The 14,811-nt window shown below is 62.9% G+C and carries 13 protein-coding genes; 8 read left to right on the forward strand and 5 right to left on the reverse strand.

Annotation, left to right across the window (positions count from 1 at the left end; genetic code table 11):
* Nucleotides 1–137: 137 nt before the first annotated feature.
* The 8 genes from pcsA (at nt 138) to AU381_RS02765 (ending at nt 9,030) form a co-directional block, all read left to right on the forward strand.
* A complete protein-coding gene (pcsA, locus tag AU381_RS02730) occupies nt 138–863 on the forward strand; it encodes a phosphatidylcholine synthase (RefSeq protein WP_064240290.1) in 726 nt (241 codons plus the stop codon).
* Between the two features lie 9 nt (nt 864–872).
* Nucleotides 873–1,850, forward strand: coding sequence for a quinone oxidoreductase family protein (locus AU381_RS02735; protein WP_064240291.1), 978 nt, complete (start codon nt 873–875; stop codon nt 1,848–1,850).
* Nucleotides 1,851–1,899: 49 nt separating this feature from the next.
* Nucleotides 1,900–3,474 carry an ABC transporter ATP-binding protein gene (locus tag AU381_RS02740; protein WP_064240292.1) on the forward strand — a complete coding sequence of 525 codons (1,575 nt, stop codon included), beginning with the start codon at nt 1,900–1,902 and terminating at the stop codon, nt 3,472–3,474.
* A complete protein-coding gene (locus AU381_RS02745; protein ID WP_064240293.1) occupies nt 3,464–4,558 on the forward strand; it encodes an ABC transporter permease in 1,095 nt (364 codons plus the stop codon). Before AU381_RS02740 ends, AU381_RS02745 begins: the two co-directional genes overlap by 11 nt.
* Nucleotides 4,558–5,478: an ABC transporter permease gene (locus tag AU381_RS02750; protein ID WP_064240294.1), complete on the forward strand. Its 921-nt coding sequence runs from the start codon at nt 4,558–4,560 to the stop codon at nt 5,476–5,478. Before AU381_RS02745 ends, AU381_RS02750 begins: the two co-directional genes overlap by 1 nt.
* 44 nt (nt 5,479–5,522) lie before the next feature.
* Entirely contained in the window at nt 5,523–6,593 is a 1,071-nt protein-coding gene (locus AU381_RS02755; protein ID WP_064240295.1) for a BMP family ABC transporter substrate-binding protein, read from the forward strand.
* A 241-nt stretch (nt 6,594–6,834) separates the two neighbouring features.
* Nucleotides 6,835–7,590, forward strand: coding sequence for a FadR/GntR family transcriptional regulator (locus tag AU381_RS02760; protein WP_064240296.1), 756 nt, complete (start codon nt 6,835–6,837; stop codon nt 7,588–7,590).
* Nucleotides 7,591–7,734: 144 nt separating this feature from the next.
* Nucleotides 7,735–9,030, forward strand: a complete 1,296-nt coding sequence (locus AU381_RS02765; RefSeq protein WP_064240297.1) for a hemolysin family protein — start codon at nt 7,735–7,737, stop codon at nt 9,028–9,030.
* Between the two features lie 109 nt (nt 9,031–9,139).
* Here the strand turns inward: AU381_RS02765 and AU381_RS02770 are convergent, their stop codons facing one another.
* Genes AU381_RS02770 through AU381_RS02790 form a run of 5 tightly spaced genes read right to left on the reverse strand, consistent with a single transcriptional unit; the run spans nt 9,140 to nt 14,603 of the window.
* Nucleotides 9,140–10,360 (reverse strand): molybdopterin molybdotransferase MoeA, encoded by a 1,221-nt coding sequence (locus tag AU381_RS02770; protein ID WP_064240298.1) that lies wholly within the window; start codon nt 10,358–10,360, stop codon nt 9,140–9,142.
* Complete coding sequence (moaC, locus tag AU381_RS02775; protein ID WP_064240299.1) at nt 10,360–10,854, reverse strand: cyclic pyranopterin monophosphate synthase MoaC; 495 nt, start codon at nt 10,852–10,854, stop codon at nt 10,360–10,362. Before moaC ends, AU381_RS02770 begins: the two co-directional genes overlap by 1 nt.
* Entirely contained in the window at nt 10,854–11,669 is an 816-nt protein-coding gene (gene trpC, locus AU381_RS02780) for an indole-3-glycerol phosphate synthase TrpC (RefSeq protein ID WP_064240300.1), read from the reverse strand. The genes moaC and trpC overlap by 1 nt, the downstream gene beginning before the upstream one ends.
* Nucleotides 11,670–11,678: 9 nt before the next feature.
* A complete protein-coding gene (gene trpD / locus AU381_RS02785) occupies nt 11,679–12,692 on the reverse strand; it encodes an anthranilate phosphoribosyltransferase (RefSeq protein WP_064240301.1) in 1,014 nt (337 codons plus the stop codon).
* A gap of 18 nt (nt 12,693–12,710) precedes the next feature.
* Nucleotides 12,711–14,603, reverse strand: a complete 1,893-nt coding sequence (locus AU381_RS02790; RefSeq protein WP_064240302.1) for a peptidylprolyl isomerase — start codon at nt 14,601–14,603, stop codon at nt 12,711–12,713.
* Between the last annotated feature and the right edge of the window lie 208 nt (nt 14,604–14,811).

Genomic DNA, 14,811 nt, shown 5'->3' on the forward strand with positions numbered 1-14,811 from the left:
GGTTGACGCAAGTGAATTTTGCTGGCGATGCCTCGCAAAGGGTGCATATTAACCGCCGAAGTGCCGTCAATCGCGGGTCAGCGGCGGTCTGGCGATGGCGCGAAAAGACGAAACGAAGGGATAGGCGGCATTCGCAGATGAAATTCTTCAACTACAGACGCGTGCCCTACGCCGAAATCCGCGCCTTTTCCGTGCACATGCTAACGGCATCCGGCTCGTTCCTGGCCTTTCTCGGCGTGGTGGCGGCGGCCGAGAATCGTTTTGTCGACATGTTCTGGTGGCTGGGACTGGCGCTGCTCGTCGACGGTATCGACGGCCCGATCGCGCGCAAGGTGCAGGTCAAGGAAGTCCTGCCGAACTGGTCTGGCGATACGCTCGACAACGTCATCGACTATGTGACCTACGTGCTCTTACCGGCATTCGCGCTCTACCAGAGCGGCATGATCGGGGAACCCTGGTCCTTCGTGGCGGCCGGCGCCATCGTGGTGTCGAGCGCCATCTACTATGCCGATATGGGGATGAAGACGGATGAGTATTTCTTCTCCGGATTCCCGGTCGTCTGGAACATGATCGTTTTCACGCTCTTTGTCATCCAGGCGAGCGAAGTGACTGCATCGATTGCTGTTTTCCTTTCCGTCGTGCTGACCTTCCTGCCCATCAACTTCCTGCACCCGGTGCGCGTGAAAAGATTGAGGCCCCTCAATCTCGGCGTCTTCATGGTCTGGTCGGCGCTCGGCATGTATGCCTTGCTGCTGCATTTCGAGACGCCGCCGTGGGTGGTTGTCGGCGCGGTGGCGACGGGGATCTATCTCTACGTCATCGGTTTCGTTCTGCAGATTTTTCCCAATCTCGGGCGCGTCTAGGAGTTGCTCATGCCACAGGCGATCGTCGTTCGCGAACTCGGCGGACCGGAAGTTCTGAAGATGGAGGGCGTGACGCTCGCGGCACCCCGGCCCGGCGAAGTGCAGATCCGACAAGTCGCCATCGGCCTCAACTTCATCGACGTCTATTTCCGGACCGGGCTCTATAAATCGGCAACCGGTCTGCCCTTCGTCCCGGGCAAGGAGGGCGCCGGCATCGTGACCGCCGTCGGAGACGGGGTCAGCATGTTTTCCGTCGGGGACCGCGTCGCCTATGCTTCCGCCGACGGCGCCTATGCGAGCGAACGCAATGTCGATGCCTCCCAGCTGGTCAAGGTTCCGGACGGGATCAGCCTCGAGACTGCGGCGGCGATGATGCTGAAGGGTATGACCGCGCAATATCTGCTCAATCAGACCTTCAAGGTCGGCCCCGAGACCACCTTGCTTTTTCACGCGGCCGCCGGCGGTGTCGGGCTGATCGCCGGGCAGTGGGCCAAGGCGCTTGGCGCCACGGTTATCGGCACGGCCGGATCGCAGGAGAAGGTCGATCTGGCGCTCGCCCATGGCTACGACCATGTCATCAACTACCGGACGGAGAACTTCGTCTCACGCGTGAGGGAATTGACCGGCGGACGGGGCGTCGACGTCGTCTATGACTCGGTCGGCCGCGATACCTATCCCGCCTCGCTCGACTGCCTGAAGGCGCGCGGCCTCTGGGTCAGTTTCGGCAATTCTTCCGGACCGGTGGATGCGTTCAATATCGGCATCCTGGCGCAGAAAGGGGCGCTCTACGCGACCCGCCCGACGCTCTTCACCTATGTCGCGACGCGGCCGGCGCTGGAGGCATGTGCAAATTCCCTGTTTGATGTTGTGCAAAGCAACAAAGTGCGTATCAATATCAATCAGACCTATCCGCTCGCCGAGGCTGGCCGAGCGCATACGGATCTCGAAACAAGAAAAACGAGCGGAACGACTTTGTTGATTCCCTGACCGGGTTCCATAGGCGGCAGGGGTTCGAAAGAGGGGAAAAGAGGGCAGCGTGCCTGTTAAGGGACAAATTGCGAGCGGCCGGTTGCTGGCCGTGAGCAACCTGACGAAATTGTTCGGCTCGTTCGCGGCCTGCAATGCAATCAATCTGCAAATAGAATCGGGAGAAATTCACGCGCTCCTCGGCGAGAACGGGGCGGGGAAATCGACCCTGGTGAAGATGCTGTTCGGCGTGCTCGCGCCGACCGCCGGTGAGATCTCGTGGATGGGCGACAATGTCCGGATCACCAGCCCCGGCGAGGCGCGCAAGCTCGGCATAGGCATGGTCTTCCAGCACTTCTCCCTGTTCGAGGCGTTGACCGTCGCCGAAAACATCGCGCTTTCGATGGACCGCAGCATTTCCCTCGCCCGTGTTGCCGAGGAGGCCTCGCGGCTGTCGCGCGTCTACGGCCTGCCGCTGGATCCGAACGCGCATGTCGCCGATCTTTCCGTCGGTGAACGGCAGCGCATCGAGATCGTGCGCGCGCTTCTTCAAAATCCGCAGCTGATCATCCTCGACGAGCCGACCTCGGTATTGACCCCACAGGAGGCCGACAGGCTGTTCGAAACGCTGCTGAAACTGAAGGCGGAGGGACGCTCCGTCCTCTATATCAGCCACCGGCTCGAGGAGGTGCAGCGCCTGTGCGACCGCGCCACGGTGTTGAGGCATGGCAAGGTCACAGGCGCCTGCGACCCGCGCGCCGAGACGCCGGCTTCGCTGGCGCGCATGATGGTCGGCAACGACGTGGCAGTGGTGACGCCCGAGGGCACGAACACCAAAGGCGACGTGCAACTCGAGGCCCGCCATCTTTCCGTAGCGGCGCGCACGCCTTTCGCGGTTTCGCTGAAGGACGTCTCCCTCAAGGTGAGGGCCGGCGAGGTGCTGGCGATCGCGGGTGTTGCCGGCAACGGCCAGAGCGAGCTTTTCGACGCTCTCTCGGGCGAGTATCCGGTATCCGACGACAATGCCGTGCAAATCCGCCAGAAGCCGGTCGGAACGAGAAACATCAATGCACGACGTCTGATGGGGGCTGGCTTCGTGCCGGAGGAGCGGCATGGGCATGCGGCGGTCTCTTCCCTCTCCCTTTCCGACAATCTGGTCCTGGCGCGCAATCAGTCGGACCGGCGCGTCTTTCTCGGCGGCGGTTTCTTGAAGATCATCCGTCAGGGCGCGATCAAGGCCGCGGCAAAACGAATTTCCGAGGCGATGGACGTGCGCAAGAGCGGCGAGGACCCGCCGGCCGGTTCGCTTTCGGGCGGCAACCTGCAGAAGTTCATCGTCGGCCGGGAACTCGACCGGCAGCCGGCCGTGCTCGTCGTCAACCAGCCCACCTGGGGCGTCGACGCGGGGGCGGCGAGCCGCATCCGCCAGGCGCTCGTCGATCTCGCCAAGGCGGGCTCTGCCGTCCTGGTGATCAGCCAGGACCTCGACGAGATATTCGAGGTGGCGACCGAAATCGCGGTGATCAGCGAGGGCCGGCTTTCCGATCCCTATCCGGCCCGCGAACTCTCGCGCGAGAAGATCGGCCTGCTGATGGGCGGCATGCATGGCAAGACCGAAGGCGCGGGAGCGGAACATGCGCATTGAGCTCGAAAAGCGCGCCAAGGTCTCGGCGCTGTTTTCCATCCTGTCACCGTTCATCGCCTTCGCGCTGACGATCGTCTTCGGCGGCATCATGTTCGCGCTGCTCGGCAAGAACCCGGTGGCGGCGCTCTACAGCTTCTTCGTGGAGCCGCTGAGCGAGGTCTGGTCGCTGCACGAGCTGGCGATCAAGGCCGCGCCGCTGATCCTGATCGGCGTCGGGCTCTCCGTCTGCTTCCGCTCCAACAACTGGAACATCGGTGCGGAAGGCCAGTTCATCATGGGAGCGATCGCCGGCTCCATCCTGCCGGTCGTTTTCTACGACTGGCAGTCGCCGCTCGTACTGCCGCTGATGCTGGTGCTCGGCATGATCGGTGGTGCGCTGTTCGCGGCGATCCCGGCCTTCCTGAAGGCTCATATGAACACCAACGAGATCCTGACGAGCCTGATGCTGGTCTATGTCGCCCAGCTCTTTCTCGACTGGCTGGTGCGCGGCCCCTGGCGCAACCCGCAGGGGATGAACTTTCCGGAAACCCGGACCTTTGGGGCGGATGCGATTCTTCCCGAAATGATCGCCTCCGGGCGCACCCACTGGGGATTTGCCTTCGCGATCATTGCGGCGCTCGCGGTCTGGTTCATGATGCGCTACACGCTGCGGGGCTTCGAGATCACCGTCCTCGGCCAGTCCGAGCGGGCAGGGCGCTTCGCCGGGTTCTCGTCGCGCAAGATGATCTGGTTCTCGATGCTGTTTTCCGGCGCTCTTGCCGGGCTTGCCGGCATTTCGGAGGTCAGCGGCGCGATCCAGCAGCTCAGGCCGGTCATCTCACCCGGCTACGGTTTCACGGCGATCATCGTCGCTTTCCTCGGCCGCCTCAATCCGCTCGGCATCATCGCCGCCGGCCTCGTCCTGGCGCTCACCTATCTCGGCGGCGAGGCGGCGCAGCTTTCGATCGGCGTCTCCGACAAGGTGACGCGCGTCTTCCAGGGGCTGCTGTTGTTCTTCGTGCTGTCCTGCGACACGCTCATTCACTACCGCATCCGGCTTGTGAGAGAGAGGTTCGCGGCGCTCAAGGCGGATGAGGCGCACTGATGGGTATCGTCGAAGCAATCCTCCTGAGTGTCATCACGGCCGCGACACCCCTCGTCCTTGCCGCAGCCGGCGAGCTTGTCGCCGAGCGGTCCGGCGTGCTCAATCTCGGCGTCGAGGGCATGATGATCATGGGGGCGGTCTGTGCTTTCGCCGCCACGCAGCTCAGCGGCTCGCCCTATATCGGCGTGCTCGCCGGTGTCGCTGCCGGCGCGTTGTCCTCGCTGCTGTTCGGTTTCCTGACGCTGACGCTCGTCGCCAATCAGGTGGCGACCGGCCTCGCCCTGACGCTGCTCGGCCTTGGCGTGTCCGGCATGCTGGGCGAGAGTTTCCTGGGCATGCAGGGCATCAAGCTGCAACCGATCGCCATACCGGTGCTGTCGCAGATTCCATTTCTCGGCCCATTGCTCTTCCGGCAGGACGCAATCTTCTATCTCTCGATGGCGATTGTCGCGGGCATCCACTGGTTCCTCTTCAGGACGCGGTCAGGGCTGAAGCTACGCGCGGTGGGCGACAGCCACGGCTCCGCGCATGCCTTGGGTGTCGACGTCATCCGAACCCGCTACATGGCGGTGCTTTTCGGCGGGGCCTGCGCAGGGCTTGCCGGTGCGCAATTGTCGCTCGTCTATACGCCGCAATGGGTCGAGAACATGTCGGCGGGTCGCGGCTGGATCGCGCTTGCCCTCGTGGTTTTCGCCTCCTGGCGGCCCTGGCGGGTGGTTGCCGGCGGCTATTTGTTCGGCGCCGTGTCGATCAGCCAGCTTCATGCCCAGGCCTTCGGCATCGGCATTCCGTCGCAGTTTCTTTCCTCACTTCCCTATGTGGCGACAATTGTCGTACTCATTCTCATATCCCACAACCGGCGGATGACCCTGATCAATACGCCGGCATCGCTCGGCAAGCCGTTTGTGCCGGACCGGTGAACAACAACAACCAGACGGAACTCTCAAACCGACAGAGGTCAAAAATGAAAAAACTACTCCTCGCCCTCGCAACCACGACTGCGGTGCTCGGCTTTGCATCAGTCGCAAGCGCCCAGGAGAAGGCCAAGATCTGCTTCGTCTACGTGGGCTCGAAGACCGATGGCGGTTGGACGCAGGCCCACGACATCGGCCGCCAGCAGGTCGAAAAGGAACTGGGAGACAAGGTCGAGACGCAGTTCCTCGAAAACGTCCCGGAAGGCCCTGACGCGGAACGCGCAATCGAGCGCCTGGCGCGGTCCGGCTGCGGACTGATCTTCACCACGTCCTTCGGCTTCATGGACGCGACGATCAAGATTGCCCAGAAATTCCCGGACGTGAAGTTCGAGCACGCGACCGGCTACAAGACCGCACCGAACGTTGCGACTTATAACAGCCGCTTCTATGAAGGTCGCTACATCCAGGGCCAGATCGCCGCCAAGATGTCGCAGAAGGGTGTTGCAGGCTACATCGCCTCCTTCCCGATTCCGGAAGTGGTGATGGGCATCAACTCCTTCGTCATCGGCGCCCGCTCGGTCAATCCGGAGTTCAAGATCAAGGTCGTATGGGCGAACACCTGGTTCGATCCGGGCAAGGAAGCGGATGCCGCCAAGGCGCTCATCGACCAGGGCGTCGACATCCTCACCCAGCACACCGACACGACCGCTCCGATGCAGGTCGCCGCCGAACGCGGCATCAAGGCCTTCGGCCAGGCCTCCGACATGATCGCAGCAGGCCCGCAGACACAGCTGACGGCGATCGTCGATACCTGGGGCGCCTATTACGTCAAGCGCACCCAGGCCTTCCTCGATGGGAAGTGGGAGACGACGTCGAGCTGGGACGGCCTGAAGGACGGCATCCTGACGATGGCGCCTTACACGAACATGCCCGATGACGTGAAGGCCATGGCCGAGGCGACGGAAGCCAAGATCAAGTCCGGCGAACTGAAGCCGTTCACCGGTCCGCTCAACAAGCAGGACGGCACGGCGTGGCTCAAGGAAGGCGAAAGCTCCGATGACGCTACGCTCCTCGGCATGAATTTCTATGTCGAGGGCGTCGACGACAAGCTGCCGCAATAACTGCGGCAAGGGCATACGCCTTCGAGGTCACCTGCAAACCCCGCGCCAAGGCGCGGGGTTTGTTCTTTGCGGTGACCAATCTGCGGCAGCGGATTGCGCCGGCGGCTCTTCGTCGGGCTTTCGGGAATCGTATATTCGATCTACTGTTATACGGACCTCTGCGCTCATAACGAGAAGCAGCGACGACACCAAAAAAACAGCGCCTGCCCGCAGCAAGGAGGGCACTCTTGGAGGGGACGGGTTGAACAAGAGCCTGCTTGATACGGTGATATCCAGAACGCCGAAGCGAACGAGCCATGCGCAGGTCGTGGATCAACTCGGCAAGGCGATCGTTTCGGGTGAATTTCCGGTCGGCAGCATCCTGCCCGGCGACCCTGAACTGGCACTTCGGTTCCGTGTGTCGCGCACCGTCTTGCGCGAAGCCATGAAAACGCTTGCGGCAAAGGGCATGGTTGTGCCTCGCGCCCGCATCGGGACGCGCGTGACGCCCAGGAAAGAGTGGAATCTCTTCGACGCCGATATCCTGACTTGGCATTTCGCATGCGGGGTGGATGAGGATTTCCTCTACCATCTGAGCGAGGTGCGGCTCGCGTTCGAGACGCATGCCGCTGCCTTGGCAGCGCGGAACGCGACCGATGCGGAAATCGCCACGATGATGCGGCTGGCGGTTGCCATGGGTGACGCCAGCCACACTGCTGAAACGCTCGCCGTGGCCGATCTGAAGTTTCATCTCGCCGTTCTCGAGGCGTCCGGCAATCCGTTCCTCAGAACAGTCGGCGGCCTGATCGAGGCAGCCCTCGTCGGCGTGTTCAAATTGAGTTCGCCGACGGACGAGAAGGGCGGCATAGACGAGGTTGCCCGCAACCACATCCGTATCGTCGAGGAGATCGGCAGAAGGGACGAGCTCGGAGCGCGGCAGGCGATGGAATACGTCATCACATACGGTCGCAATCGAATCCAGAAAGCCTTCAATCCGGACCAGAGCGCAAAAATCTGAGATGGACCGGCGGTGGTATACAACCGCCGCTATGCCCTCGGACGACACGGATCGCCAGACTGGCCTTGCCCGCGCAGTCGCCGTGGCCTATCTGAGAGCAGTCGTTCCTCATCTGACGACCCTTCTGAGCGGTGAACGGAGCCTATGTCCGAACTTTTTGTCATTTTTCTTCTGCTTTTGATCAATGCCTTCTTTGCGCTCTCGGAAATGGCAATCGTCTCGGCCAGCAAACCCTTGCTGCGTCAGATGGTGAAGCAGGGAAATCATGGCGCGGAAGTCGCCCTGCGGCTTGCCGAAGATCCTGGAAAGTTCCTGTCCACGGTTCAGGTGGGCATCACCCTCGTGGGCATCCTGGCGGGTGCCTATGGCGGCGCGACCATTGCAGCGAAGTTCGCACCCGTCCTTGACGAGATTGCCTGGATCAACCCCTATGGCAACACCGTTGCCGTCGCTCTCGTCGTCACGCTCATCACCTTCCTGTCGGTCGTCATCGGCGAACTCATCCCAAAGCAGCTCGCGCTCAGGAATTCGGAAGGCGTGGCGATCTTCGTGGCGAGGCCCATGACCGTGCTTTCGCGGATAGCCGCGCCGGTCGTCTATCTGTTCGAGACTGCCGCGCGCCTGGCGATGCGGCTGATGGGCATGAAGGCCGAGGACCCCGATCATGTCACGGAAGAGGAAGTGCATGCGATCATGGCCGAAGGCGTGGAGAGCGGCGCGATCGAGAAAAGCGAACACGAGATGCTGCGGCGCATCATTCGCCTCGGCGACAGGAACGTCAAATCGATCATGACGCACCGAACCGAGGTCAGCTTCATCGACGTGAATGACAGCCTGGAAGCGATCGGCCGCAAGATTCGGCAGTTCGGCCACTCGCGCTATCCGGTGATAGATGGTCCGGCGGGCGATGTGATCGGAGCAGTGCTGGCAAAGGAGATACTCAACGCTCCGATCGCGGCGCCGTTCGACATCCGCACCTATGTCCGCGAAATTTTGACGCTTCCGGAGACAGCCTCGTGCCTGAAGGCCCTCGAAGCCTTCAAGGCGTCCAGCGTCAACATGGCAATGATTGTCGACGAGTACGGCAGCACGGAAGGCATCATCACGACAGCCGACATCCTGGAGGCGATCGTCGGCGTCATCCCGTCGAATTACGACGATATCGAGCACGCCCATATCCGGGCCCGCGAGGATGGCAGCTATCTTGTCGACGGCCGAACGCCGATCGACGAGATCCACCTGCAGATCGGCATTGAGGGCATAGATAGCGACGGTGATTTCGAAACCATAGCCGGTTTCCTGGTGCAGCAGTTGCGCAAGACGCCGGAGGAAGGCGACTGCGCCGAGGCGCATGGATACCGCTTCGAGGTTCTCGACATGGACGGTCGCCGAATCGACAAGATTCTCGTCAGCCGGCGCGCCGAGGAACATTCGGCCTGATAGAGAGCAAGAAGGCCGGGCGACGACCGACCTTAACGCCTTAGAGCGTTATCCCTTTAGGCGGAATCGGAAAAGGAATTCCCTTTCGGGCGCAAATCAGATTCACGCTCTAGGCAGGATCCCGGAGCTTGAGAACGACGCAGGAGTCGCCAGGCGCCGCGGCCGGTGTTTGCGGCGGGCGAACGATCAGGCCATCCGACTGCGCGAAGACCTTTGTCATCGACGAGTCCTGGCGTTGGAAGGGATGCGCCAGCAGCGAGCCATCCGGTTCGCGGGAGAGCCGCGCCCGAACATAGTCCTGGCGGCGGTCGTTGGCTGGCAAAGGTGCGGCGAGCTTTGCCGCGATGAGCCGTGAGCGGTCGGGAAGATGTGCGAGTTTGCGCGTCAACGGCTCCAGGAAGAGCAGGGCGCAGACAAGGCTCGAGACCGGATTGCCGGGCAGTCCGAGCACCGGCATTCCGGCGAGATCACCGACCATCAGCGGTTTTCCCGGCCGCATGGCGATGCGCCAGAAGTCGAGCGTCATGCCGCAACCAACAAGCGTCGACTGGACCAGATCATGGTCGCCGACCGAGGCTCCGCCGAGCGTGACCAGCACGTCGGCATGTGCGGCCTGTGCCCTTGCGACTGCAGCGGCAATCGCGGACCGGTCGTCAAGGACGATGCCGAGATCCAAAATTTCCGCCCCATTTTCACGAGCGATCGCCGCGACGCCGAAACTGTTCGAGGCGATGATCTGATCGGCCCCGGGCGAACTGCCGGGCGGCAGCAGTTCATCGCCGGTTGCGAGGATCGCGATCTTCGGGCGCAGGAAGACCGGCAGGTTCGCATGGTTCATAGTGGCGGCAAGCGTCAACCGTCCGGCATCAAGGACGCTTCCGGCAAAGAGCGCAATATCACCCTTCTCGAAATCCTGGCCGGCCAATCGGATATGACGGCCTTTTGCCGGCGCGAACAGGCTGCGAATCCGATTGCCCTCGAGCTTCTCGGTGTCCTCCTGCAGAATGACCGTATCCGCGCCGGCGGCGAGCGGCGCGCCGGTGAAGATGCGCACGGCCTCGCCCGGTCCAACCCGGCCCTGAAATCCGCGTCCCGCCGCGGATTGCCCTATCACGGTCAGTTCGGCGCCGACCTCGGCAATGTCCTCGTGACGGACGGCGTAACCATCCATGGCGGAATTGTCGAAGGGAGGATGCGTGAGCAGCGCGCCGGTGTTCTCGGCAAGCACGCGGCCGAGGCAATCATGGAGCGCAAGCCGCTCGGTCTGCTGGCGCGGCCGGGCTTGGGCAAGGACCCTTTTGAGCGCCTCTTCGACAGACAGCAGCGACATCAGCCCTGGTCTCCGCTCCGGCGATAGTCGCCGGACCGCCCGCCCGATTTGCTGACGAGGCGAATGCCGCCGATTTCCATCTCGCGGTCCACAGCCTTCGCCATGTCGTATATTGTCAGGCAGGCAATGCTGACCGCCGTCAGCGCTTCCATCTCGACACCAGTCCGTCCGGTGAGCTTCGCCATCGCTTCGACCCGCAAACCCGGCAAGGTATCGTCCGGCGCGATATCCACGGAGACTTTGGTCAGCATCAGCGGGTGGCAGAGGGGAACGAGGCTCGACGTCTGCTTGGCGGCCATGATGCCGGCGAGACGGGCCGTGCCGATCACGTCGCCCTTCTTGGCGTTGCCTTCGAGGATCAGGGCCAGCGTGTCCGGCTGCATCCGCACGAAGCCTTCGGCGACGGCGACACGCACAGTCTCCGCTTTCTCACCGACATCGACCATATGGGCTTTGCCGGCGCTGTCGATATGGGTGAGGCGCGGGCCGCTCATCACTCTGCGGCCACGGCGCTTGCCGAGCCGGTCAAAAGCGCGCGCGTTGCCGCCTCCACGTCGTCTTTCCTCATCAGGCTTTCGCCGACGAGGAATGTGGTGATGCCGCTCTTTTCGAGGCGCTTGCAGTCCTCATACGTGAAGATGCCGCTTTCGCCGACCAGCAGCCGATCGGCCGGCACCATTGGCGCTAGCTGTTCGGAAACGGCAAGATCAACCTCGAACGTCCTCAAGTTGCGGTTGTTGATACCGATGAGCGGTGACGAGAGCCGCAGGGCCCGCTCCACTTCCTCGGCGTCATGCACTTCGACGAGCACGTCCATGCCAAGCGCGAACGCCGCGTCTTCGAGCCGGTGCGCATCGTCGTCGGTAAGCGACGCCATGATCAGCAGGATGCAGTCCGCCCCCCAGGCCCGGGCTTCGAAGACCTGGTAGGTGTCGAACATGAAGTCCTTGCGCAGCGCCGGCACCGAACAGGCGGCCCGCGCCCCGGTCAGAAATTCGGGGGCACCCTGAAAACTCGGCGCATCCGTCAACACCGAGAGACAGGCAGCCCCGCCCGCCGCATAGGCTTTCGCCAGCGCCGGCGGATCGAAGTTCGGGCGAATCATTCCTTTCGACGGACTGGCCTTCTTGATTTCGGCGATCAGGCCGAACTCGCCCTTCTGGCGGCGCGCCGCAAGTGCGGCGTGAAAGCCGCGCGGCGACGACTGGTCGGCGATCCGCGCCCTCAGCTCGTCGAGCGGCACGCGCGCTTTCGCGGCAGCGATCTCTTCACGCTTGTAAGCCTCGATCTTGCGCAGAATATCCGTCATGTCCTCTCCTCAAGCGGCGTTGGAGACGGTGATCAGCCGCTGCAGGGCGGTCTTGGCCGCACCGCTTGAAAGCGCTTGGCGTGCGACAGCCATGCCTTCGGCGAGATCCTTGGCGCGCCCCGCTATCATCAACGATGCAGCGGCGTTCGCAAGGGAAATGTCCCTATAGGCATTCTCCTCGCCATCGAGTACCGCCTGCAAGGCCGTCGCATTATGCGCTCCGTCGCCTCCCTTCAACGCATCGAGGGTGGTGCGTGCCAGTCCGAAGTCGTCCGGCGTCAGCTCGAAGCTGCGGATCTTGCCGTCCTTCAACTCGGCGACCTTGGTGGTCCCCGTCGTGGTGATCTCGTCCAGGCCTTCACCATGCACGACCCAGACGCTCTCGGAGCCGAGATCGCGCAGGACTTCGGCGAGCGGGTCGACCCATTGCGGCGCATAGACGCCGACGAGCTGCCGTTTGACGCCGGCCGGATTGGAGAGCGGGCCGAGCAGGTTGAAGATCGTTCTCGTGCCGAGCTCGACCCGGGTCGGACCGACATGGCGCATGGCCGAATGGTGCTGCTGGGCGAACATGAAGCCGACGCTAGCCTCGCGGATGCAGCGGGCAATCGCCTCCGGTCCGATGTCGAGTTTGACGCCGAGGCAGGAGAGCGCATCGGCGGTGCCGGATTTCGAGCTCAGGGCGCGATTGCCGTGCTTGGCGACCGGCACTCCTGACCCGGCGACGATCAGCGATGCTAGCGTCGAGATGTTGTAGGTGCCGGCACCGTCGCCGCCGGTTCCGACGATGTCGATCGCGTCCTCAGGCGCCTCCACCGGCAACATCCGTGCCCGCATCGCGCCGACAGCCCCGACAATCTCGTCGACAGTTTCGCCGCGCACCCGGAGCGCCATGAGGAAACCACCGATCTGCGATGGCGTGGCGGCTCCGGACATGATGATTTCGAAGGCCGCTCGCGCTTCTTCGCGGCTGAGTGCCTCGCGGGCTGCGACTTTTGCGACGAACGGCTTCAAATCACTCATGCTTCGTTTCCTCGTCCGTCAGCGCTGCGCCAATGCCTGCTCGGCAAGCGTCTGGTTGATCGATACGCCATAGACCGACTGCAGCGTCGCGACCATCTGATCGAGTATGTCGTCGCCGCTGGCCCGGGCGATCGCTTCGATCTGCCGGCTGTCGTTGTCGAGAGCGTTGGCGGGAGCGCTGTCGTCGACCGACGTGACCTGCATGAGGATCTGGCCTTCGCCGCCCTGACCGGCTGCATTGGCGACATGTCCGTTCGGCCCGCCAAAGGCGGCCGCGATTGCCGCTTGGCTCAAGGCGGCGTCCTGGGTGGAGCGGCTCAATCCTGTCTTTGTTTCGACGACAAGGCCGAGTTCGCTCGCAATGTCCGCGAGCTTCGCGCCGTTCTTGACCCGATCCTTCAATTCGGCCGCCTTTGCGGCCAGCGCCACCCGCTGCTGCTCGGCCGTCCAGTCGGCAGCCACTTCGTCGCGAACCTCGTCGAGCGTGCGGTCGCGGGCAGGGATCACTTCTTCGAGGTCGAACCAGGCATAGCCGTCGCGACCGATATGGACGGCCAGCGTCTCGAGACCGACATCAGCCTTGAACACTTCCTGGATAAGGGCGCGTTGCTCCGGCAGCCCCGTCACGTCGTCGCCATTCTGGTCCTTGCCGGTGGCATCGATCGCATCGACTGTGGCGAGCTTGAGCTTGAGCTGGTCGGCGACCTCCTTGACGGTGGCACCGGCGGCCCTTTCGTCCTCGACCTTGTCATGCAGGCCGACGAGCTGATCGCGCGCCACCGAGAGGGCGATCTCTTTCCGCAATTCCTCCTTGACCTCATCGAAGCTGCGAACGGCTTCCTGGCGAATATTGGTTACGCGCAGGACGACGGGGCCGAAGGCGCCTTCAACGACGGGCGTCACGCCGCCCTCCTCGGCGACGGCGAATGCCGCTTCAGCGACTTTCTGATCGGGCATCCGCTCCTTGGTGAAATCACCGAGGAGCACATCCGCCGCACTCTTGCCCTCGGCCTTGACGAGATCGTCGAAGGAAGTGCCGGCAGCGAGCTTGGCGGCAGCGGCGTCGGCCGCTTCGCGAGACGGGAATGCGAGCTGCTCGATCGTTCTCGTGGCCGGGGTGCGGAAGCTCTCCTTGCGCTTGTCATAGTCGGCGCGCAGCTCTTCCTCGGTGACCGTGTCGGTCGCCACCAGATCCTCGGGTTCGAGCTTGATGTAGCTGAACTTCCGATACTCGGGGGCGCGGTAGTTCGCCTTGTGTTTTTCGAACCACGGAGCCAACACTTCATCGCCCGGCGCCTTGACCGGATCGATATTGGCGTTCGAGAGCAGCAGGTAATCGACTGTGCGAGTCTCATGGCGGTACTTGCCGATCGCGTCGGCGAGAACCTTGGGTGCCGCGAACCCGTCCGAGAGCGCATCGACGATCTGCGACCGAACGGCCACCTGGCTGCGGTTCCTGATGTAGTCATGCTCGGTCAGCCCGGCATTGCGCAGCACGGTCGAGAAGGTCAACCGATCGAACTGGCCGTTCGCGCCGTGGAAGGCGGGATCCTCGCCGATGAGTCTGGCGAGCCGGTCTTCGGAGAGGCCGAGATTCATCTCCTCGGCGAGCTGGTCGAGAGCGGCGCCCGCAACGAGCTGCGAATAGACCTGGGCCTCGACACCGAATGCGCGGGCCTGCTGTCGTGTGAGCGGCGTTCCGAGCTGCCGCGAAAGCAGGCTCAACTGGCGCTCATAGGCAAGCCGATAATCGCTGGAGGATACCTTTACGTCGCCGACCGTCACCACTGCGTCGGGCGCGCCGGTAACCATCAAGGTCTGACCGCCCCACACCATGAAGGAGATGATGAGAATGGCCATGAGGCCTTTGACGATCCGCGTCTGGGCGGCGTTTCTCAGGGAGTCGAGCATGGGGGGCAGAAACCTCGTTGCAGTACAGCGGCATTACGCCGAATGATTTCGTTCCTTAGAACAATCCAAATGGGAATTGAAGGCCGATCCGTCGTAAATCGCGATGCCGCGGAAAGCACGGCCGGAAGACACGCGGGCGGACGCATTGCAAGGTGCCGTTGATCGCCTTGGGGGCAACAAGGAGTACGGATCGACGCGAACAAGAAAG

Origin of the sequence: Sinorhizobium glycinis, from assembly GCF_001651865.1 — a bacterium.
In the GTDB taxonomy this organism is placed as follows: Bacteria; Pseudomonadota; Alphaproteobacteria; order Rhizobiales; family Rhizobiaceae; genus Sinorhizobium; species Sinorhizobium glycinis.

Excerpts from the sequence above, each read along its gene's own strand:
- trpC (WP_064240300.1), bottom strand. The coding sequence starts at position 11,669 with ATGACGGATATTCTGCGCAAGATCGAGGCTTACAAGCGTGAAGAGATC.
- AU381_RS02770 (WP_064240298.1), bottom strand. The coding sequence starts at position 10,360 with ATGTCGCTGCTGTCTGTCGAAGAGGCGCTCAAAAGGGTCCTTGCCCAA.
- moaC (WP_064240299.1), bottom strand. The coding sequence starts at position 10,854 with ATGAGCGGCCCGCGCCTCACCCATATCGACAGCGCCGGCAAAGCCCAT.
- pcsA (WP_064240290.1), top strand. The coding sequence starts at position 138 with ATGAAATTCTTCAACTACAGACGCGTGCCCTACGCCGAAATCCGCGCC.
- AU381_RS02790 (WP_064240302.1), bottom strand. The coding sequence starts at position 14,603 with ATGCTCGACTCCCTGAGAAACGCCGCCCAGACGCGGATCGTCAAAGGC.
- AU381_RS02735 (WP_064240291.1), top strand. The coding sequence starts at position 873 with ATGCCACAGGCGATCGTCGTTCGCGAACTCGGCGGACCGGAAGTTCTG.
- AU381_RS02765 (WP_064240297.1), top strand. The coding sequence starts at position 7,735 with ATGTCCGAACTTTTTGTCATTTTTCTTCTGCTTTTGATCAATGCCTTC.
- AU381_RS02755 (WP_064240295.1), top strand. The coding sequence starts at position 5,523 with ATGAAAAAACTACTCCTCGCCCTCGCAACCACGACTGCGGTGCTCGGC.
- AU381_RS02750 (WP_064240294.1), top strand. The coding sequence starts at position 4,558 with ATGGGTATCGTCGAAGCAATCCTCCTGAGTGTCATCACGGCCGCGACA.
- AU381_RS02745 (WP_064240293.1), top strand. The coding sequence starts at position 3,464 with ATGCGCATTGAGCTCGAAAAGCGCGCCAAGGTCTCGGCGCTGTTTTCC.
- trpD (WP_064240301.1), bottom strand. The coding sequence starts at position 12,692 with ATGAGTGATTTGAAGCCGTTCGTCGCAAAAGTCGCAGCCCGCGAGGCA.